The organism is Qipengyuania vulgaris, from assembly GCF_009827325.1.
GTDB classification, from domain to species: domain Bacteria; phylum Pseudomonadota; class Alphaproteobacteria; order Sphingomonadales; family Sphingomonadaceae; genus Qipengyuania; species Qipengyuania vulgaris.
The window spans coordinates 186,216-203,704 of sequence record NZ_WTYC01000002.1 but is presented as its reverse complement, the minus strand read 5'-3'; the positions used below and the strand labels follow the sequence as shown (position 1 = coordinate 203,704).

Annotated in this window: 18 protein-coding genes and 3 tRNA genes; 2 read left to right on the top strand and 19 right to left on the bottom strand. The window is 62.9% G+C overall.

What is annotated here, in order from left to right; all coding sequences use genetic code 11:
- Positions 1-29: 29 nt before the first annotated feature.
- The 7 genes from GRI69_RS05340 to ettA all read right to left on the bottom strand — a co-directional run bounded on the left by GRI69_RS05340 (position 30) and on the right by ettA (position 5,721).
- Positions 30-467 (bottom strand): FKBP-type peptidyl-prolyl cis-trans isomerase, encoded by a 438-nt coding sequence (locus GRI69_RS05340; protein WP_160727233.1) that lies wholly within the window; start codon positions 465-467, stop codon positions 30-32.
- A 143-nt stretch (positions 468-610) separates the two neighbouring features.
- Positions 611-829 (bottom strand): hypothetical protein, encoded by a 219-nt coding sequence (locus GRI69_RS05335; RefSeq protein ID WP_237452958.1) that lies wholly within the window; start codon positions 827-829, stop codon positions 611-613.
- Between the two features lie 681 nt (positions 830-1,510).
- Positions 1,511-2,581: an ACR3 family arsenite efflux transporter gene (gene arsB / locus GRI69_RS05330; protein WP_160727231.1), complete on the bottom strand. Its 1,071-nt coding sequence runs from the start codon at positions 2,579-2,581 to the stop codon at positions 1,511-1,513.
- Positions 2,578-3,078 (bottom strand): arsenate reductase ArsC, encoded by a 501-nt coding sequence (locus GRI69_RS05325; protein ID WP_160727230.1) that lies wholly within the window; start codon positions 3,076-3,078, stop codon positions 2,578-2,580. The genes arsB and GRI69_RS05325 overlap by 4 nt, the downstream gene beginning before the upstream one ends.
- An 8-nt stretch (positions 3,079-3,086) precedes the next feature.
- Positions 3,087-3,557: an ArsI/CadI family heavy metal resistance metalloenzyme gene (locus GRI69_RS05320; protein WP_160727229.1), complete on the bottom strand. Its 471-nt coding sequence runs from the start codon at positions 3,555-3,557 to the stop codon at positions 3,087-3,089.
- Positions 3,557-3,895 carry an ArsR/SmtB family transcription factor gene (locus tag GRI69_RS05315; RefSeq protein WP_160727228.1) on the bottom strand — a complete coding sequence of 113 codons (339 nt, stop codon included), beginning with the start codon at positions 3,893-3,895 and terminating at the stop codon, positions 3,557-3,559. Before GRI69_RS05315 ends, GRI69_RS05320 begins: the two co-directional genes overlap by 1 nt.
- 152 nt (positions 3,896-4,047) lie before the next feature.
- The gene (gene ettA / locus GRI69_RS05310; RefSeq protein WP_160727227.1) at positions 4,048-5,721 is read right to left on the bottom strand and encodes an energy-dependent translational throttle protein EttA; all 1,674 of its coding nucleotides are present in this window, start codon (positions 5,719-5,721) and stop codon (positions 4,048-4,050) included.
- Between the two features lie 136 nt (positions 5,722-5,857).
- On the opposite strand from ettA, the gene GRI69_RS05305 reads away from it, so the two are divergent.
- Complete coding sequence (locus GRI69_RS05305; RefSeq protein WP_160727226.1) at positions 5,858-7,213, top strand: M20/M25/M40 family metallo-hydrolase; 1,356 nt, start codon at positions 5,858-5,860, stop codon at positions 7,211-7,213.
- 5 nt (positions 7,214-7,218) lie between these two features.
- On the opposite strand, the gene GRI69_RS05300 is transcribed toward GRI69_RS05305, so the two are convergent.
- From GRI69_RS05300 to GRI69_RS05275, 6 genes are all read right to left on the bottom strand, one after another.
- Positions 7,219-8,367, bottom strand: a complete 1,149-nt coding sequence (locus GRI69_RS05300) for a DUF1501 domain-containing protein (protein WP_160727225.1) — start codon at positions 8,365-8,367, stop codon at positions 7,219-7,221.
- A gap of 2 nt (positions 8,368-8,369) precedes the next feature.
- On the bottom strand, positions 8,370-9,767 hold the full coding sequence (locus GRI69_RS05295) for a DUF1800 domain-containing protein (protein WP_160727224.1): 1,398 nt from the start codon (positions 9,765-9,767) through the stop codon (positions 8,370-8,372).
- A 48-nt stretch (positions 9,768-9,815) separates the two neighbouring features.
- Positions 9,816-11,159 carry an MATE family efflux transporter gene (locus tag GRI69_RS05290; RefSeq protein WP_160727223.1) on the bottom strand — a complete coding sequence of 448 codons (1,344 nt, stop codon included), beginning with the start codon at positions 11,157-11,159 and terminating at the stop codon, positions 9,816-9,818.
- A 28-nt stretch (positions 11,160-11,187) separates the two neighbouring features.
- Positions 11,188-11,264: transfer RNA gene (locus GRI69_RS05285), tRNA-Pro, on the bottom strand.
- A 34-nt stretch (positions 11,265-11,298) separates the two neighbouring features.
- A tRNA-Ile gene (locus tag GRI69_RS05280) sits at positions 11,299-11,375 on the bottom strand.
- Positions 11,376-11,454: 79 nt separating this feature from the next.
- Positions 11,455-13,140, bottom strand: a complete 1,686-nt coding sequence (locus tag GRI69_RS05275) for a sensor histidine kinase (RefSeq protein WP_160727222.1) — start codon at positions 13,138-13,140, stop codon at positions 11,455-11,457.
- Positions 13,141-13,378: 238 nt separating this feature from the next.
- On the opposite strand from GRI69_RS05275, the gene GRI69_RS05270 reads away from it, so the two are divergent.
- A complete protein-coding gene (locus tag GRI69_RS05270) occupies positions 13,379-13,840 on the top strand; it encodes an Lrp/AsnC family transcriptional regulator (RefSeq protein WP_160727221.1) in 462 nt (153 codons plus the stop codon).
- A 65-nt stretch (positions 13,841-13,905) separates the two neighbouring features.
- Here GRI69_RS05270 and GRI69_RS05265 read toward each other — a convergent pair whose 3' ends face one another.
- The 6 genes from GRI69_RS05265 to GRI69_RS05240 form a co-directional block, all read right to left on the bottom strand.
- The gene (locus GRI69_RS05265; RefSeq protein ID WP_160727220.1) at positions 13,906-14,289 is read right to left on the bottom strand and encodes a c-type cytochrome; all 384 of its coding nucleotides are present in this window, start codon (positions 14,287-14,289) and stop codon (positions 13,906-13,908) included.
- Positions 14,290-14,391: 102 nt separating this feature from the next.
- Entirely contained in the window at positions 14,392-15,741 is a 1,350-nt protein-coding gene (accC, locus tag GRI69_RS05260; RefSeq protein ID WP_160727219.1) for an acetyl-CoA carboxylase biotin carboxylase subunit, read from the bottom strand.
- A gap of 3 nt (positions 15,742-15,744) precedes the next feature.
- Positions 15,745-16,224 (bottom strand): acetyl-CoA carboxylase biotin carboxyl carrier protein, encoded by a 480-nt coding sequence (gene accB, locus GRI69_RS05255; protein ID WP_237452957.1) that lies wholly within the window; start codon positions 16,222-16,224, stop codon positions 15,745-15,747.
- Between the two features lie 74 nt (positions 16,225-16,298).
- Complete coding sequence (locus tag GRI69_RS05250) at positions 16,299-16,733, bottom strand: type II 3-dehydroquinate dehydratase (RefSeq protein WP_160727218.1); 435 nt, start codon at positions 16,731-16,733, stop codon at positions 16,299-16,301.
- A 51-nt stretch (positions 16,734-16,784) separates the two neighbouring features.
- On the bottom strand, positions 16,785-17,171 hold the full coding sequence (locus tag GRI69_RS05245) for a holin family protein (protein WP_160727217.1): 387 nt from the start codon (positions 17,169-17,171) through the stop codon (positions 16,785-16,787).
- 135 nt (positions 17,172-17,306) lie between these two features.
- Positions 17,307-17,383, bottom strand: a tRNA-Pro gene (locus GRI69_RS05240).
- Positions 17,384-17,489: the final 106 nt, after the last annotated feature.

Genomic DNA, 17,489 nt, shown 5'->3' with positions numbered 1-17,489 from the left:
CTCCGCAGCTGGCCGCCCGCCGGATAGCGTCAGGCCGCCTGCTTGATATCGCGCAGGGTAAGGTCGAAGGTCACGTCTTCGCCGGCCAGCGGGTGGTTGCCGTCGGCCTTGACCACCTGTTCGCCCACTTCGAGGATGTAGAGCGTCAGCGGCGAACCGTCCTGCGCCTGCGCCTGCATCGCCATGCCCGGCTGCGGCGCCGGTTCTGCGGGCAGGTTTTCGCGAGGAATATCGATCACCAGTTCCTCGCGGCGCGGGCCGAAGGCCTTGTCAGCGGGAATCGCGACCGACTTTTCGCTGCCGACTTCCATGCCGGTCAGCACTTCTTCGATCTGCGGGAAGATCTGGCCGCTGCCGAGGGTGATTTCCTGCGGGCCTGCCTGTTCGGTATTGCCGACGATTTCGCCGTCGCCCCGCTTAAGGACGTAATCGATGGTCACGGTGTCACCGTTGTTGGGAGTTGTCATGGAAGTCCTTCGAATTTCGTGTTCGCGGCGCAGATGGGCCGCATGGGAAACGCGCCCGCGTACCGGGCGCCTCGCGCGCGATTCTGTCAAACCATGGGGGGGTGAGTCAAATGAAGCGGCACCTGGTGAATGGATCGAAGGATTCAGGAGAGGTGCAGCGGTTCCTTGCCCAGGTGCCACACGCCCCTCCGGTCCCGCATCAGCGTGCCGAGCAGGCGGTCGCCTTCCCACAGCTTCACACTGCGGCGCACACCCTCGGTCTGGAGGAGCGAGAGGGCGGTGGCGGGGCTATCGCTAGTGAATTCCATGCGTTTGGGCTGTCCGAGATCGTCATCCTCGAATTGAAGCGAATAAAGCGGCATGTCCGGCCTTTCGGGAAGTCCCGGAGCGTATCCGGGATCCAGAGCGGTGTTACAAATATGTTTTGCATTCATCAGCTTAGCAGGTCGCAAGGCTGATCTCAAATCGCCTGCGGCACATCGAGGCGTGCGGCAGGACGGTTCGTTTCATGGATCGTCGATCGCGGATCAAAAGTGTTACGCCCGCGCACGTTTTCAAACCCGTGACCTTTCGCCTGCGCTCGCGTCCGCAGCGTAGCGGCGTACAAGGCGGTCCGTGCGTGCGACCAGCCCAAGAAGCGCGGAATCGTCGGCTTTCTGAAGCACCCCGACCTATTTTCCGCGCCCAGGATAACACTCCATATCCCCGTTTCGCAGCGCCATGCCAGTTCGGCATTCGTGACTTTTGAAAGGGGCGCTGTGTCCTCGGCAGAGATCGGCCCTAGCCGCGCTATACCCACCCGCCGCGCGACCTCCGTCACAGAGCGCTTTTCCGCCAACTCGCCGATGAACTTGGTCTGCTCACGGGCGTCGAGCCTTCGCTGCGCGTGTGGCCGGGGGTGATGTGAAAGGAAAGGATGCGGCGAAGGGCCCGCGCGAGAAAGCGTGTCGCTTGTCCGGTTCATTGCCAAGCGTGGAGCACAGGCGGCGCGTGTAGGAAACTGTCCGTACACCATGTCGGTGAAGCAGGCCGCCACCCTTGGATCACTCTGAAGGAAAGCCGCCCCGCGTCCTGTTGGCGATGGCTACCAGCGACAGCATGACCGGCACTTCGACAAGAACGCCGACGACCGTCGCAAGGGCGGCGCCGCTGCCCAATCCGAATAGGCCAATCGCGACTGCCACGGCCAGTTCGAAAAAATTGGACGTGCCAATCAGCGCGCATGGCGCGGCCACCGCATGCGGCACCTTCCATGCTTTGGCAGCCCCGTAGGCGATAAAGAAAATGCCATAGCTCTGGACGATGATCGGAACGGCGATCAGGGCGATGAGCAAGGGGCGGGAAACGATGGTTTCGGCCTGGAAACCGAACAGCAGCAGCACCGTCAGCAGCAGGCCGATGATCGACAGCGGTTTCATGCGCGAGGTGAAGCCCGATACTGCGCTTTCGTCGCCCCCGTGGCGGGCGAGCAAGCGGTGACGCACGTAGGCCCCGGCGGCCAGCGGCACGACGACATATAGTCCGACCGACAGGAGCAGCGTCTCCCACGGCACGGAAATGTCGGTCACGCCCAGCAACAGCGCAACAAGCGGCGCAAAGGCGACGATCATGATGAGATCGTTCGCCGCCACCTGCACCAGCGTATAGGCGGGATCGCCCTTCGTCAGTTGCGACCATACGAAAACCATGGCGGTGCAAGGCGCCGCGCCAAGCAGGATCAGCCCGGCTATATATTGCTGTGCGTCGGCCGGGTCGATCAGGTCGGCGAAAACCACTTCGAAGAACAACACGCCCAATGCAGCCATCGTAAACGGCTTGATCAGCCAGTTGACCGCCAGCGTGATGATCAGGCCCTTCGGCTTGTCTCCCACGCGGCGCACCGCCCCGAAATCCACCGCGACCATCATGGGAAAGATCATCGCCCAGATCAGCAAGGCGACTGCCAGATTCACCGAAGCGTATTCGATGGACGCGAGCAGGGCGAAGGCTCCCGGCGTCAGATTGCCCAGGATAATCCCCGCAAGGATCGCCCCGCCCACCCAGACGGAGAGCCATTTCTCGAACAGGCCCAGGCCTGCAGCGCGGGCGTCGATTTCCGCAGTTGTCGCGGTCATTGCCCCTCCGCCTCCCGCCCGATGGCATGCAATTCGTCGCGCAAGGCGACCCTTTCGAGGCTGGCGACCGGCAATGCCAGCATCAGGTCGATGCGCCGCTTGAGCATGCGGAAGGCTTCGAGGAAGGCTGCTGCCTTTTCGGCATCGCTTCCCTCGACGGCGGCGGGGTCGGGGATGCCCCAGTGCGCGCTGGTCGGGCGGCCAGGCCAGACCGGGCAGGTTTCCGCCGCCGCGCTGTCGCACACGGTGAAAATGAGGTCGAATTCCGGACCATCGGCAAACTGGCTCCAGCTCTTGGAGGAATAGCCCTCTGCCGGATACCCCAGGGTCTTGAGCGTATGGATCGCTAATGGGTTGACCGTGCCGGTGGGATTGCTTCCGGCACTATAGGCCTTGAAGCGACCCGCGCCATTGTGATTGAGGATTGCCTCGCCGAGGATGGAGCGAGCGGAATTGCCCGTGCACAGGAACAGCGCGTTCAGCTGTCGGTCGGACATGGTTCGCCTCAGCAGCAGGCGGGTTTGGCCGGAGCCATTTGCGGTACGCAGCAGGCGCTGGTCGCGGCATTGGCCGAAGCCAGCCGGTCGAGGTCGGGATTGCCGCCATAGACTGTGCTATCGCCGTCGGTCAGGAAGGCTTCCCATACCACGCCATCGGGGTCGGCGATCCAGCTCTTTTCCGACTGCGCATAGCAGCAGGTCGTCGCGCCTTCTTCCAGCACCGGGCGGTCGGCGGCCCGCAGGCGGCCATAGACTTCTTCCAGCTCCTGCCTGTCTTCTACCTGCAGCCCGACGTGTTCGATGCCCTTAACCGCATCCTCGCGCGCGGATATGGCGAAGTTGATCCGCGGATCGTCCAGCATCCACTTGGCATAATCGGTCTTCACGACGCTCGGTTCGCTGCCGAACAGGCCCGAATAGAAGGCGATGGATTTGTCGACGTCGGTCACGCCGACATGCACATGGAAGCGTTTCATCAGGCGCTCTTTCGTTGCTCGGTAGGAAGACAGGCGGCATCTTCGGAACAGGACATGCCGCCGCAGCAGTTTTCGGTGAGGTAGCCCATCAGGCCGTTCATCGCGGCATAGTCGGCCGAATAGATGATGGACCGGCTTTCGCGGCGCTGCGTGACGAGCCCTGCATTGGCAAGCTGGGCAAGATGGAAGCTCATGGAAGAGGGCGGGACCTCGAGCTTCTCGGCAAGCAATCCAGCGGCAACGCCTTGCTCACCTGCCTGTACCAGCAGGCGGAACGCGGCGAGGCGGTGTTCCTGCGCGAGCGCTGACAAGGCGCGGATGACGCGGTCGGGCTGCATCTCTTACTCCAACGATTCGATAAATCTCGAAATATGGAATTAAGAGGGTCGGGTCAAGCCTGTATGGCTGCTTTTGCGTCACAGCCAGAAGCCATCCAGTGTCGGTGATCGGGTCGTAAGCCGACCAGCAGCCTACGACCCGTTGCGGGAGCTCAGCGCGTCAGCTTCTTGTACGCCAAACGCGTCGGACGATCTGCAGCGTCGCCCATGCGGCGGCGCTTGTCTTCTTCGTAGGCTTCGAAATTGCCTTCGAACCATTCGACGTGGCTGTCGCCTTCAAAGGCGAGGATGTGGGTGGCCAGACGGTCGAGGAAGAAGCGGTCATGGCTGATGACCACGGCACAGCCGGCGAAGTTCTCGATCGCCTCTTCCAGCGCGCCCAGCGTTTCCACGTCGAGATCGTTGGTTGGTTCGTCCAGCAGCAGGACGTTGCCGCCCTCCTTGAGCATCTTGGCCATGTGCACGCGGTTGCGTTCACCGCCCGACAGCTTGCCGACGTTCTTCTGCTGGTCCGCGCCCTTGAAGTTGAACGCGCCGACATAGGCACGAGTGCTGGTGTCGTGGCCGTTGACCTTCATGTAATCGAGCCCGTCCGAGATTTCCTCCCAGACGTTGTTCTTCGGGTTCAGGTGATCACGGCTCTGGTCCACGAAGCCGAGGTGGACGGTGCTGCCGATTTCGACCGTCCCGCTGTCGGGCGTTTCCTTGCCGGTCAGGATCTTGAACAGCGTGGATTTACCCGCGCCGTTCGGCCCGATCACGCCGACGATGCCGCCCGGGGGCAGCATGAAGGACAGGTCTTCGAAGAGCAGCTTGTCGCCATAGGCCTTTGAGATGTTCTTGGCCTCGATCACCTTGCCGCCGAGACGCTCTGGCACCTGGATGACGATCTGCGCCTTGCCGGGTTTGCGGTCCTTCTGGCCTTCCTGCAGTTCCTCGAACTTGCGGATACGCGCCTTCGACTTGGTCTGGCGGGCGGCGGGCGTCTGGCGGATCCACTCAAGTTCGCGCGACAGGGCTTTCGAGCGGCCCGATTCCTCGCGGCTTTCCTGTTCGAGACGCTTGGCCTTCTTTTCGAGATAGGTCGAGTAATTGCCTTCGTACGGATAGTAGGAACCGCGGTCGAGTTCGAGGATCCACTCCACCACATTGTCGAGGAAGTAGCGATCGTGGGTGATCATCAGCACCGCGCCCGCGTATTCCTTGAGGTGGTTTTCCAGCCACTGGACGGATTCTGCGTCGAGGTGGTTGGTCGGTTCGTCCAGCAGCAGGATCGACGGCTTCTGGATCAGCAGGCGGGTGAGCGCCACGCGGCGCTTCTCACCGCCCGAAAGGTCGGTAACAGGCCAGTCGCCGGGAGGGCAGCGCAGCGCTTCCATTGCGACTTCGAGCTGGTTGTCGAGCGTCCAGCCGTCGACCGCATCGATCTTGTCCTGGAGTTCCGACATCTCGGTGCTGAGCGCATCGAAATCGGCATCTTCCTCGCCCATTTCCATGCCGATCTGGTTGAAGCGTTCAACCATGTCGGCAATGCCACGCGCGCCGTCCTTGACGTTTTCGAGCACGGTCTTGGTCGGATCGAGTTCGGGCTCCTGCTCCAGATAGCCGACGGTGATGTTTTCGCCCGGCCATGCCTCGCCGGTGAAATCCTTGTCGATCCCGGCCATGATCTTGATCAGCGTGGACTTGCCCGCACCGTTGGGGCCGACGATGCCGATCTTGGCGCCCTGGTAAAACTGCAAGCTGATGTTGCTGAGTACCGGCTTGCTGGCACCGGGGAAGGTCTTGGTCATGTCCTTCATGACGAAGGCGTATTGCGCGGCCATCGGGCGAATCCTTGGATGTATCTGCGAGAATGGGAGAGTTGGTGCGCCAGATAGTCGCGCGAGGGGCGATGGGCAAGGCGGGAGAGCAAATGGTCGGGGCTTGGCAAACGCGCTGGGGCTGTTAGCAAGCGGCCCCATGAAAAGGTCGCTCATCGCGCTTGCCGCGCTCTCGCTCTCCGTTCCCGCCACCGCCGACCGCGCCGACGAGGCGCTGGAAAGCGATACGAACGCGTGGGATTTCGTGGAAGGGATCACCACCGAAGTGGGCCCACGCATGCCGGGCACCGAGCAGGAGGCGAGGGGGCGTGTCTGGGCGATGGACTGGCTGCGCGCCAATGGCTTCGCCAATATCGCCGACGAACCCTTCGACATGGAAACATGGGTCCGCGGCGAGGAGATGGCCGAGGTGACTGCGCCATTCGCCCAGCCGATGGCGATCACCGCACTCTCGACATCGAGTTCGACCGGGGCCGAGGGGATCGAGGCGGAAGTGGTCTATTTCCCGCACTATTCCGATCTCGAGGCTGCCGCCCCCGGAAGCCTTGCAGGCAAGATCGCCTTCGTCAGCCACGATATGCGCGCATCGCAGGACGGATCGCATTATGGCTTTGCCGGTCCGGCGCGCTGGACGGCTCCTTCGCTCGCCGCGAGCAAGGGCGCGATTGCAACCGTGATCCGCTCTATCGGCACCGATAATCACCGCGTCCCCCACACCGGGACCACGACTTTTGCCGAAGGTGTCGAGCCGACGCCCGCAGGTGCGCTGTCAAATCCCGATGCCGACAATCTCGAACGTATGTTCGCCCGCGCTGAGGGCCAGCCGATCCGCATGAAGCTGGTCATGACCCCGCGCGATCTGGGCACGACGCGCAGCGGGAACGTGGTGGGCGAAATTGTCGGCCGCGACCCCTCGCTGCAGCCAGTGCTGCTGGCCTGCCATCTCGACAGCTGGGATATCGGCACCGGCGCGATCGACGACGGGGCGGGCTGCGGCATCATCGCGGCGGCGGCAAAGCATGTGGCGGCGCAGGGCCAGCCGCTGCGCACGATCCGCGTGCTTTTCGCAGGGGCGGAGGAAACCGGCCTGTGGGGCTCGGAAGCCTATGCCGTTGCCCATGCCGATGAACCGGTGTTCGTGGGGCTTGAAAGCGATTTCGGGGCAGGGCGTATCTGGCGTCTGGAAAGCAATTTCACCTCGAGCGATACTGCCCTTTATCGCCAGCTCGCTGCAGCAGTGGCGCGCTTCGGCGTGGCGCCGAGCGGGACCGTGGCGACCGGCGGTGCCGACCTCAATCTGGTCCGCCAGCAGAAGGGTGCGCTGATCGACTTGCAGCAGGACGGCACGCGCTATTTCGACCTGCACCACACGGCGGACGATACGCTGGACAAGGTTGATCCGGCCGAGCTTCGCCAGAATGTGGCAGTGTGGACCGCAGCGGTGGGGGTGCTAGCCAATCACGGTGAAGAGATCGTCTTGCCGGGCGCCGAATAGGGCCCTCAGGCGATCAGCTGTTCGACCGGACGCTCGTTGCGGTCGGGGAACAGCTCGCGCATGACCTTCGCGGAATCGAGGGCGAAGTGCTCGCCCAGCGCGCCCGCGATCAGCGCCTCGAGCGACATTGTCGGCCTGAGATCGCGCCCTTGGTAGAGCTGACCCTGGGCTAGTCCCGGCCAGTCCGAAACCACCCGGCCGCCGCGGACCGCGCCGCCCATTAGCAGGGCTGCGCTGGCGGTGCCGTGATCGGTGCCGAAGGTGCCGTTGATCGCGACGGTACGTCCGAATTCCGTCACGGCGAGAACCAGCGTATCGTTCCAGACCTCGCCCATCCCGCCGCGGAAGGCGGACATCAATATGTCGAGCTGGCCGAAGCCCTTGTCGAGCATCCGCAGCTGCCCGGCATGGCTATCCCACCCTGGCAGGTCGAGCATGGCAATGCGTGCACCTTGGGGATCGCTCAGCATCCGCGCTGCCAGCGTGCCTGCGTCCTTGGCGCGGTTGATGTTGCGCATGCCGGAAGCGTCGGCGATGTCCTCTGCCGCCTGGGCCTGCTGGAACAGCGAGGCCAATTGCTCGTCACCGGCATAAAGGTCGGGCAGCCGGTCAATCAGTCCCTCGCTCGCCTGCGGTAGCGTGCTTGGCGCATAGGTGGAGGCCGGGTTCTTGCCGCGCAGGGCAAGTGGCAGGGCCGAGGCGAGCGCTACTGCGGACATTTTTTCGCCAGCCATCATCCCGACGAGGCGGTTGAGGAAACCGTCGCGCCTTGCGTAGGGCTGCGTACCGCCTGTCTCCAGCATGTTCTGCGCATCGAAATGCGAACGGTCACGATAATCGGTGGCCACGGCATGCGCGATCAGGGCATCGCCCTGGGTATAGAGCTTGCCAATTTCGCCCAACTGGGGGTGAAGGCTGAACATGCCGTCCAGCTTTGACGCGTCGGCGTAGGTATCGAGCCATTTTGCACGGTGCTGGCGGAAGGCGGGATCGCCCAGCGGCGCGGCCAGCGCCAGACCATCGACAGCTCCGCGCATGACCAGCACCAGCAGCCGCTTGTGGCCCGGCGTCTTGGCAAAGGCGAACGTCGGCCCGAGAGAAGCAACTGCAAGGCCGGTGGCGCCTGCAGCCAGCATGGAACGGCGTGTCAGCATGCTCATCTCCTCATCATTTCGGGCGAGACGAGCAAGAGCGCGAAGCCCATCTCGTTGCTTTCGGCCCCGCGAATGGTTTGCGCGGTAGTCTCGGACAGGGAGCCAGGGAACATTGCCTCAGCCAATTCCCGCGCATCGTCCAGCCGGGTTTCGGCGGCAAAACGCTCGGCAGCTTCGATCCTACGCAGAAGCGCATTCGAGCCGGCCCAACTGCCCTCGCGATCGTCCCAACCGGCCGGAGATCCGGGCAACCAGACTTCCTGGCCGAGAGCGCGCATCATCTGGACGAACTGCCGGTCGGCCAGGGCGATGTCGCCGCTGGCACGGAGCATGCCGACGGCCCATTCCCATGGCTGGCGGAACTTGACGGGCTGCTCCACCCATGGCTCTGGCGCATCGATCAGCGCCTCGTAAACCGTGGGCAGGTGCCCGCCGCTTTCGGTGAAAGTACGAGCAAGCCTGTCTACCAGCGGCTCGGGAGGCACATCACCAGCGAAATGCCGTGCCAGCTTGGTGGCGATGAACCGCGCAGTCGATGGATGTTCAGCAAGGTCGTCGAGAATGGCGAACGCTTGTCCTGCTTGCCCCTCCGCATAGGTACGTCCCAGTACCGTTCGGCTGCCGGGTTCGTGGATCCAGCCGAAAAAGGCCGCACCATTTTCCTGCGGGCGAGCGCGCTTCGCGTAAGGAATGCCTTGCAGGGTCCAGCCGGTCAGCGCCTTGGCCAGCTCCTTCACGTCTTCCTGCGTATAACCGCCGCCTACGCCCAGTGTGTGCAACTCGAGAATCTCACGACCGAGGTTTTCGTTGAGGCCTCGCTCCAATGCTCCGCGCTTCTCGCGCGCCTTTGCCGCCTGACTGGCGGGACCTTGCGAACGGAACTGGTCGAGATAGGCGAGCATCGCCGGATGGAGTGAAGCGGCCTTGAGCATGTCCTTGAAATATCCGCCGATATGCGGCCTGATCGCGCCGAATTCATAAGGCCCGACAAGCAGCGGGACATGCGGCTTGTCGGCCGAGACGGCGAAATGGTTCGACCAGAAATGGACCATGCGCTCCATGAATGGCGTTTCGCTTTCGAGGGCGATGCGTGCGCGCAGCGCGATGTCACCGACGAGGCGATTGCGCACCTGCTGCTTCCGCGACTGCGCCATCTTCCGGCGTTCTTCGACATTACCGGCCATCTTGCGCGCTTCGTTGCGCTCGTCGCGGTAGGCAAAGCTGTCCTCGACGACCCTGCGAAACTCGGCGCTACCGATGGCCCTGTCTCCCAGGGCAGGCGGGGCGGGATCGAAAGCCGCGATCTGCCGCTTCAACCAGCCGCTGGCATCGCTCGGCAGCGGGGCGTCCCGGCGATAGCCGAGGCCGAAACGGTTCAATGCGATCGATGTCGGCGTCATATCAATTTCGTCTCATCATCCTTCGCCAACGGAACGAACGGCACCCGGTTATGTCCCCGATCTTCCGAAATGCCGATTTAGGAGCGAGGGCATGAACGCTAGCTGTAGTGCGGCGCGCACGACGAGGAAGAGGCTGAAAGATAGCCACAAACCGTGACTTCCCAACGGCCAGCTGAGCCAAAGTGCCACGGCGTAGACGAGTGCTGCGCCGACCATCGTCACGAACAGGCGCTGCGTCCAGCTGGCGCCGACATAGACGCCGTCCAGCACGAAACCAGCAAGGCCCAGGAAGGGAATGACGATCAGCCACGGACCCAGATCCTGTGCCTGGATCCGCACCGCCTCGGTTGCGGCAAAGCTTGCTAGTATCGGGTCGGCGAAGAGTGCGAAGCCTAGCGCCACGACGGCGGCCACAGCGATGCCGCGCAGCAGGATCGCCCGCACATAGGCCACGAAACCGGACCGGTCATGAGCCCCGGCACGCTCGCCATTGAGCACCTGCGCGGCATTCTCGAACCCGTCGAGCAGCAGGGCGGTGAAGACGAACAGCTGGTACATGATGCCGTTGGCGGCCAGTACCACTGCACCGCGTTCTGCGGACAGCCGGGTTAGGCCCGCCAATGCGATGACGAGGACCAGTGTTCGCAGGAACAAGTCCCGGTTGACCGAGAGAAAGGGGCGAAGTTCGGCCAGCTTCGCGATCCCGCCAGACCGTGCCCGCGCTATCAGGGCTTTGCCTTTCGCGCCCGAAAGCAGGATAGCGGAGAGCGCCGCCAGCTTGGCGAATTCGGCGATGAGGCTCGACCAGCCGATCCCGGCAATGCCCCACTCCAGCTCCAGCACGAACCAGAGACCAAGGCTGACGTTGAGCAGATTGTAGGCGACTTCCACCAGCAGGACCGTCCGCATCCGCCGCTGGCCCACGAGGAAGCCGATGGCCGCGAAGTTGGCCATGACCGCAGGTGCGCTCCAGTAACGGATGTCGGCATAGACGCCAGCTGCCTCGCGCACTTCCCCGGTTGCACCGAGCGCATCGAGGGCCAGGGGCAGCAGCAGAGGCTTTACCAGCAAAAGGATCGCCGCGATGGCCAGCCCGACCAGAAGCCCGCGCAGAAGGACCGCAGCCTGCTCGTCGGCACCCAAGCGGGTACCTGCCTGCGCGACCAGTCCGGTCGTCCCGGTCTTGAGGAAATTCATGACGGTAAAGAGCACGGCGAACAGTCGCGCGCCGATATCGACCGCGCCCTGTGTCGGTGCATCGCCCAGCCGCCCGACGATCCACATGTCGCCGATTCCGATCAGCGCGGTGGCGACATTCGTGACCATGGCGGGAATAGCGATCACCCAGATCGCGCGGGTATCCAGAGGCGGGGAGGCAGTGCTCGCTGTCACCTATCGCTCCTCCGGATTTATCGACGTGTGGTCGGGGAGACAGGATTCGAACCTGCGACCCCTTGTACCCAAAACAAGTGCGCTACCAGGCTGCGCCACTCCCCGACACATACGTCGATCTTCATGCCGGACGGCGGGTTGGTAGGCCCGGCAGGACTCGAACCCGCGACCTAGCCGTTATGAGCGGCCAGCTCTAACCAACTGAGCTACGGGCCCCCGCCAACCGTCCGAGAAGGCGAAAACGCCGCCTAGCCGCGCTTCAGGCCAAGGGCAAGCGGCGATGCACGCCTTTTGCCTATCCGGCGGCACTTTCCGGCGCAGGGACGGCTTCGGCGCCGGTCAGCAGCGGGAGCGAGAGCACCAGCCGCTCGCCGTCGCGCATCAGGTCGCCGCCTGCGACGCGGGCTTCGGCGCGGGCCAGCCTGAGCGAGAAACCCGCTCCGAATATGCCCGCACTGAGGGCTCCCATGGCGGGACGCGTTTCGACCGAGAAAATGTCCTCCGCCTCGCGCAAGGTCGCGGGCAGGGTTGCCGCGAACTCGATCTGGTCACCTGCCGTATCAAGATCAAGGCGGATCGCCTCGCCTGCGCTGGTCGCCCCGGCCAGCGTGGCAAGCAGGCGCCAGGCCAGTATCTCGGCCTCCGACTGGGCCAGTCCGAGCGGCGCGCGCACTTCTCCCAGGCTCGCATCGAAACGCGCGACACGAGGGCTGAGTACCGTCTGGAGCTGCATCACCTGACGGCGGGCTATTTCGGCGAAGTCACATTGCCCGGCTTCGAGATCAAGTGCGCCCGTCTCCAGCCTTGCCAGCCGGTCGAGTTCGTCGAAGCCCGCCAGGATATGCGCCGAATCGCCAGCGATGGTTGCCGCGATTGCCCGATATTCATGCGGGACCGGGCCGATCACCTGTTGCTGGATGATCTCGGCATAGCCCTGCATGGCGTTGACCGGCGTGCGCAGCTCGTGAAGCAACTGGCGCAGGCGATCCGCCTCGGCACCGCGCGTGTCGGCCACTTCGGGCATCACCCGGCGGAAACGCCCGACATAGCCGTAAAATCGTCCTTCGGCGCGCGTAAATCGCGGGGTGGCATCGACGATCCATTCGCCTTCGATGCGCTTGGCGCCGCGTAGGGTGATACGCGTGTTATGAAGCGGTTGACGCCGCGAAAGCGCCTGCGCGACCGCAGTCGACCCGAGCCCTGCCAAGTCGATCCCAACCACCATGGGCGCGATGTTCCCCTCCGCCCAGTCGATCCTTCCTTGGTAATCGGCACCGAAGAGGAAGTGATCGAGCTCCGAATCGTCATGCCGGTCCTCGTCGCCCATCGGCAGGCGTGGGGACTGCGCGTCTGGCTCGCTCTCCCTTTGCTCCTGACGAGCGCGGCGAAAGCCCTCGATCCGTTCGACCAGCGAGCGCACGTCCTCCTTGCCGGGGGACTGTCCGGATTTCTGCTCTGTTTGCTCAGTGATTTCCGGCTCTGCGGGGGCTAGTTCAACATCGTCCGGCGGAATGAGTTCGTCGATCAGCTCGAACGGCTCGGGTTGCGGCAGCGCGCGGTCGGATACGCCCAGCCGGTCCAGGATTTTCACCGCCTCCTGCGGGAGGTCGCGGCGGTGGCGCAGGAAGCCGCGTGCCCGGATCGGCAGTTTGGGAATGAGTGCGGCCCATTCGGGCCCGGTAAGCTGCGCGCGGTAAAGCGCCGCAGCAGCGATATGTGGATGCGCGCCGCCAAACCACTTCACCAGTTCGGGGTTGCGAAAACGCCATCCGCTTTCGCCGACAAGGGCGGCGCGAACTTTCACGGGGATCATCTCCCCCAGGGCGATCAGGCGAAGATAAGCGGCCGCCTTCAGCGCGGGATCACCCGCCTGCGGACGCTCGCCGAGCAAGTCGATGAGCTGCCGGAACTGCGTGTTGGCCGCACGCTCACCGGTTGCGCGAAGACGCAATACGGTAGCAAGGCGGTCATCGAAATGCATTCCATCTCCGGCAAACGGGGCTTCTCTAGAGTGTCCGCCATCGCAGAATCGCACTCAAGGACGGACAACAGGTATGGTTAAGCGCTCATTTACCCAAGATGGTTGCAACACGGCGTTGCAAAAGAGGACAATTGCTGGCAAACATAATAATGTTAGCCAATCGGATGGTTGCGCGTTTTCAACATTTCATATGCGCAATGTGTTCGCAAAGGCTCCGGACTAATAAAGGAACCGTCTCATGGCCAATCTCGACGAGATCGATCGTCGTCTGCTTCGCGAATTGCAGAATGAAGGCAGGATCACCAATGTCGAACTGGCCCATCGTGTCGGCCTGACGGCACCGCCGTGCCTGCGCCGTGTCCGCTCGCTGGAAGAAGAAGGTGTCATTCGCGGCTATCACGCCGAACTCCACCCTTCTAAGCTGGGCTTCTCGATCACGGTCTTCGCCATGGTCAGCCTCAAGAGCCAGGCCGAAACAGCGTTGCAGGAATTCGAACAGGCGATGAAGGACCTGCCCGAAGTGCGCGAAGTGCACATGCTCAATGGCGAGATCGATTTCATCATCAAGATCGTGGCGCGCGACCTGCAGGCGTTCCAGGAATTCCTGACCAGCAAGCTCACCCCCGCACCGAATGTGGCGAGCGTGAAGACTTCACTGACCATCCGGACCAGCAAGAACGATCCCGGCGTTCCGCTCTGACTTCTGGATGGCGGGCGTCAATCGTCCGCCATTCTAAGGGTTCTCCGACGCTTTTCTCAGCGCACCTAGATCGCGGGTTCGTAGTCCGCGCTTTGCAGTGTCAGCATGTAGGCGACCAGATCGTCGATATGTTCTTCCGGAATCTCGAAATACATCTCGCTCGGGAAGTCATGCGTGGTTTTGAGCCAGCTCGCCAAGCTTTCCCGGCTGAGGCCCGGCGTGTTAGCGACATCTACCAAGCTGGGCGCCGACGGGTTGGGCGATAGCTGCAAGGGCTCGACTGCGTGGCAATCCGAACACCGGTTGCGCGCGAATTTTTGCCCGCGATACTCGGCCGTATCCCTTTCGAAAACGCCCGATCCATATGTCGGGGGCACAGGATTTTCGGCAGGCGCAATCTGGCATGCTGCCAGAAGAGCGGACATGATCAGGATCGGGGTTCGGTTCATGGTACCCGGCATACACCCGCGACGGGCACGCTGGCAAACCGCCCATCCCGATAGGGGGCAACATCGATGTGGGCCAACCAAAAAGGCCTTCGCGAACTTGCCTTAGCTGGTCCGCGTCTTCAGCCATTCCTCGAGCCACTTGATCGAGTAGTCGCCGCTTTTCACGTCGTCCTGTTCGAGCAATGCCTGGTGCAGGGGCACCGAGGTCTTCACGCCTTCGATCACCATCTCCTCTAGCGCGCGCTTCAGGCGCATCATGCAGCGTTCGCGGTCGCGGCCGTAGACGATGAGCTTGGCGATCATGCTGTCGTAATAGGGAGGGATCGAATAACCGGCGTAGAGACCGCTATCGACGCGCACATGCATGCCGCCGGCGGCGTGGTAGTAGGTCACCTTGCCGGGGCTGGGCGCGAAGGTCCATGGATCTTCCGCATTGATGCGGCATTCGATCGCGTGGCCGGTGAACCGGATGTCTTCCTGTTTGCAGGAAAGGTCCTTGCCGTCAGCGATTCGGATCTGTTCGCGAACGAGATCGATCCCGGTGATCATCTCGGTGACGGGATGTTCGACCTGCAGGCGGGTGTTCATTTCGATGAAATAGAACTCGCCATTTTCCCACAGGAACTCGACGGTGCCGGCGCCGCGATAGGCCATGTCGCGCATCGCCTTGGCGCAGGTTTCGCCCATGCGCATCCGGTCTTCCTCGGAGATCACGGGCGAGGGCGCCTCTTCCAGAACCTTCTGGTGGCGGCGCTGCAGCGAACAATCACGCTCGCCAAGGTGCACGGCACCGCCGCGCCCATCGCCGAAGACCTGGAATTCGATGTGGCGCGGATTGCCGAGGTACTTCTCGATATAGACGGTGGCATCGCCGAAAGCGGCCTTCGCCTCGCTGCCGGCCTGCTGCATCAGGGTTTCGAGCTGGTCCTCGCTTTCGCAGACCTTCATGCCGCGGCCGCCGCCGCCGCTGGCCGCCTTGATGATTACTGGATAGCCGATCTCTCCCGCGATACTACGTGCTTCGTCGAAATCCGACACCGCACCATCGCTGCCCGGGACAAGCGGCAGGCCGAGCGCGCCTGCGGTGCGTTTCGCTTCGACCTTGTCGCCCATGGTGCGGATATGTTCGGGCTTGGGGCCGATCCACTTGATGTCATGCGCCTCGACGATCTCGGCGAATTTGGCGTTTTCCGAGAGGAAGCCGTAGCCCGGGTGGATCGCATCGGCCTGCGCGATTTCGGCAGCAGAGATGATGTTGGCGACGTTGAGATAGCTGTCGCCTGCGGCAGGGGGGCCGATGCAGACCGCATGGTCCGCAAGACGCACATGCATGGCGTCGGCATCTGCGGTGGAGTGAACCGCAACCGTCTCGATGCCCATCTCATGCGCGGCGCGGTGGATGCGGAGCGCAATTTCGCCGCGGTTGGCGATAAGGATGCGTGAAATCGGCATGGCTTACCCGATAACGATCAGCGGCTGGTCGAATTCGACCGGCTGGGCGTTCTCGACCAGGATCGACTTTACCGTCCCTGCCTTGTCGGCAGTAATCGGGTTCATGACCTTCATCGCTTCGACGATCAGCAGCGTCTGGCCTTCCTTGACGCTGTCGCCGACCGTTACGAAATCCGAAGCACCCGGCTCGGGGGCAAGATAGACAGTCCCCACCATGGGCGATTTCATGGCACCAGCCGTGTCGGCTTCCGGTGCTGCGGCTTCCGCAGGCGAAGCGGGGGCGGCGGGTGCCGCCGGGGCCGTCTGCGGTGCGGGAGCCGCCGCCATGGCCACGCCGCCACCGCGCGAAACGCGGATCTTGCGGTCGCCATCCTCGACTTCGATTTCGGTGAGCCCGGTTTCACCCAGCATCTCGGCAAGTTCGCGTACGAGAGAGGTGTCGACGTTCATGCCGGAATGTCCGGCGCCTTTGCGATCGGCCATGAATGGTCCCTTGTCTGTTATCGGACGCGCCTATGCTCTGGCTGGCGCGCCAAGACAAGGGGGAGGGGGCGTATTTAGAGCGCCGCCGCCTTCTCCAACGCTACGGAATAGCTGCGTGCGCCAAGTCCTTGCACGCAATCGGCGGCGCCCATGCCGACATAGGACACGTGCCGGAACTCTTCGCGCTTGGTGGGGTCGGAAAGGTGAACCTCGATCACCGGCACCTCGATCGCCTTGATGGCGTCCAACAGGGCGATCGAGGTATGCGTATAGGCGGCCGCATTGAGCAGGACTGCCTTCGCCCCCTGCCGGCTGGCTTCGTGCAGCCAGTCGACCAGCTGGCCTTCGTGATTGGTCTGGTGGAAGCTGATGTCCAGCCCGAGCGTCCCGGCCTGTTCGTGGAGCGCCCGCTCAATATCGGCCAGCGTGTCGGACCCGTAAATTTCCGGCTCCCGCGTACCGAGCAGGTTGAGGTTGGGGCCATTCAGGACAAATACCGTTCCGGTCATGGCCCCACTCTTAGCGGTAAGTCATCGCCCTTCAACGCCTTTCACCTTACTCTATTGCCGAGCGGCGGTATAACCGAGGTAGCCGGTGCCGAAGAGTGCATAGAGTTCTTCGGGAAGACCGCGCAGGTAGGCGGAGATCCCGGCACCGATATCCTTTGCCGTTTCGGCGGAAAAGGCCGCAATGATTCCCATCGGCAGCGCAAACAGGATCATCGTGTACATCACATAGAGAAAACTCGGTCGTGCGCGGCTCGTCCAGGGATCGGGCGACTGGGCCTCCGCAACAATGGCCCACGACCGCGCCTCGATCGCCTTCAGTTCGTGCGAACCCTCCAGCGCGATCAGTTCGAGCTTGGCCTTGGTGCGCGCTTCCTTGTCGGGGATGACTTTGTCGATGATCGAAGCGATAGGGCCGATAAGCGAATCTATAAGTGCCATAATGCTAACCTCCAAATGGTCAGCTGAACCAGATCGGTTTGTGTAGGAAAGTGCGAACCGCTGGCTTGCGGCGCGAACCTTAGCATTCCATCCCGCCACACGGCGGAATTGCTCTTATGTTTGGAAAATCTCCACTGGTCGGGACGACTGGATTCGAACCAGCGACCCCCACACCCCCAGTGTGGTGCGCTACCAGACTGCGCTACGTCCCGAAGCCAGTGGAGGCGGCCCTATAGGCGGGGGTTTTGCGCATGGCAAGCACCTGTCTCGGCCCATCTCGTTGCCAGCCCCATACATTGCTGCTAGTCGCGCGCCACA

Coding starts and splice junctions, on each gene's coding strand:
- GRI69_RS05340 (WP_160727233.1), bottom strand. CDS start 467: ATGACAACTCCCAACAACGGTGACACCGTGACCATCGATTACGTCCTT.
- GRI69_RS05335 (WP_237452958.1), bottom strand. CDS start 829: ATGCCGCTTTATTCGCTTCAATTCGAGGATGACGATCTCGGACAGCCC.
- arsB (WP_160727231.1), bottom strand. CDS start 2,581: ATGACCGCGACAACTGCGGAAATCGACGCCCGCGCTGCAGGCCTGGGC.
- GRI69_RS05325 (WP_160727230.1), bottom strand. CDS start 3,078: ATGTCCGACCGACAGCTGAACGCGCTGTTCCTGTGCACGGGCAATTCC.
- GRI69_RS05320 (WP_160727229.1), bottom strand. CDS start 3,557: ATGAAACGCTTCCATGTGCATGTCGGCGTGACCGACGTCGACAAATCC.
- GRI69_RS05315 (WP_160727228.1), bottom strand. CDS start 3,895: ATGCAGCCCGACCGCGTCATCCGCGCCTTGTCAGCGCTCGCGCAGGAA.
- ettA (WP_160727227.1), bottom strand. CDS start 5,721: ATGGCCGCGCAATACGCCTTCGTCATGAAGGACATGACCAAGACCTTC.
- GRI69_RS05305 (WP_160727226.1), top strand. CDS start 5,858: ATGAAAAGGTCGCTCATCGCGCTTGCCGCGCTCTCGCTCTCCGTTCCC.
- GRI69_RS05300 (WP_160727225.1), bottom strand. CDS start 8,367: ATGCTGACACGCCGTTCCATGCTGGCTGCAGGCGCCACCGGCCTTGCA.
- GRI69_RS05295 (WP_160727224.1), bottom strand. CDS start 9,767: ATGACGCCGACATCGATCGCATTGAACCGTTTCGGCCTCGGCTATCGC.
- GRI69_RS05275 (WP_160727222.1), bottom strand. CDS start 13,140: ATGCATTTCGATGACCGCCTTGCTACCGTATTGCGTCTTCGCGCAACC.
- GRI69_RS05270 (WP_160727221.1), top strand. CDS start 13,379: ATGGCCAATCTCGACGAGATCGATCGTCGTCTGCTTCGCGAATTGCAG.
- GRI69_RS05265 (WP_160727220.1), bottom strand. CDS start 14,289: ATGAACCGAACCCCGATCCTGATCATGTCCGCTCTTCTGGCAGCATGC.
- accC (WP_160727219.1), bottom strand. CDS start 15,741: ATGCCGATTTCACGCATCCTTATCGCCAACCGCGGCGAAATTGCGCTC.
- accB (WP_237452957.1), bottom strand. CDS start 16,224: ATGGCCGATCGCAAAGGCGCCGGACATTCCGGCATGAACGTCGACACC.
- GRI69_RS05250 (WP_160727218.1), bottom strand. CDS start 16,733: ATGACCGGAACGGTATTTGTCCTGAATGGCCCCAACCTCAACCTGCTC.
- GRI69_RS05245 (WP_160727217.1), bottom strand. CDS start 17,171: ATGGCACTTATAGATTCGCTTATCGGCCCTATCGCTTCGATCATCGAC.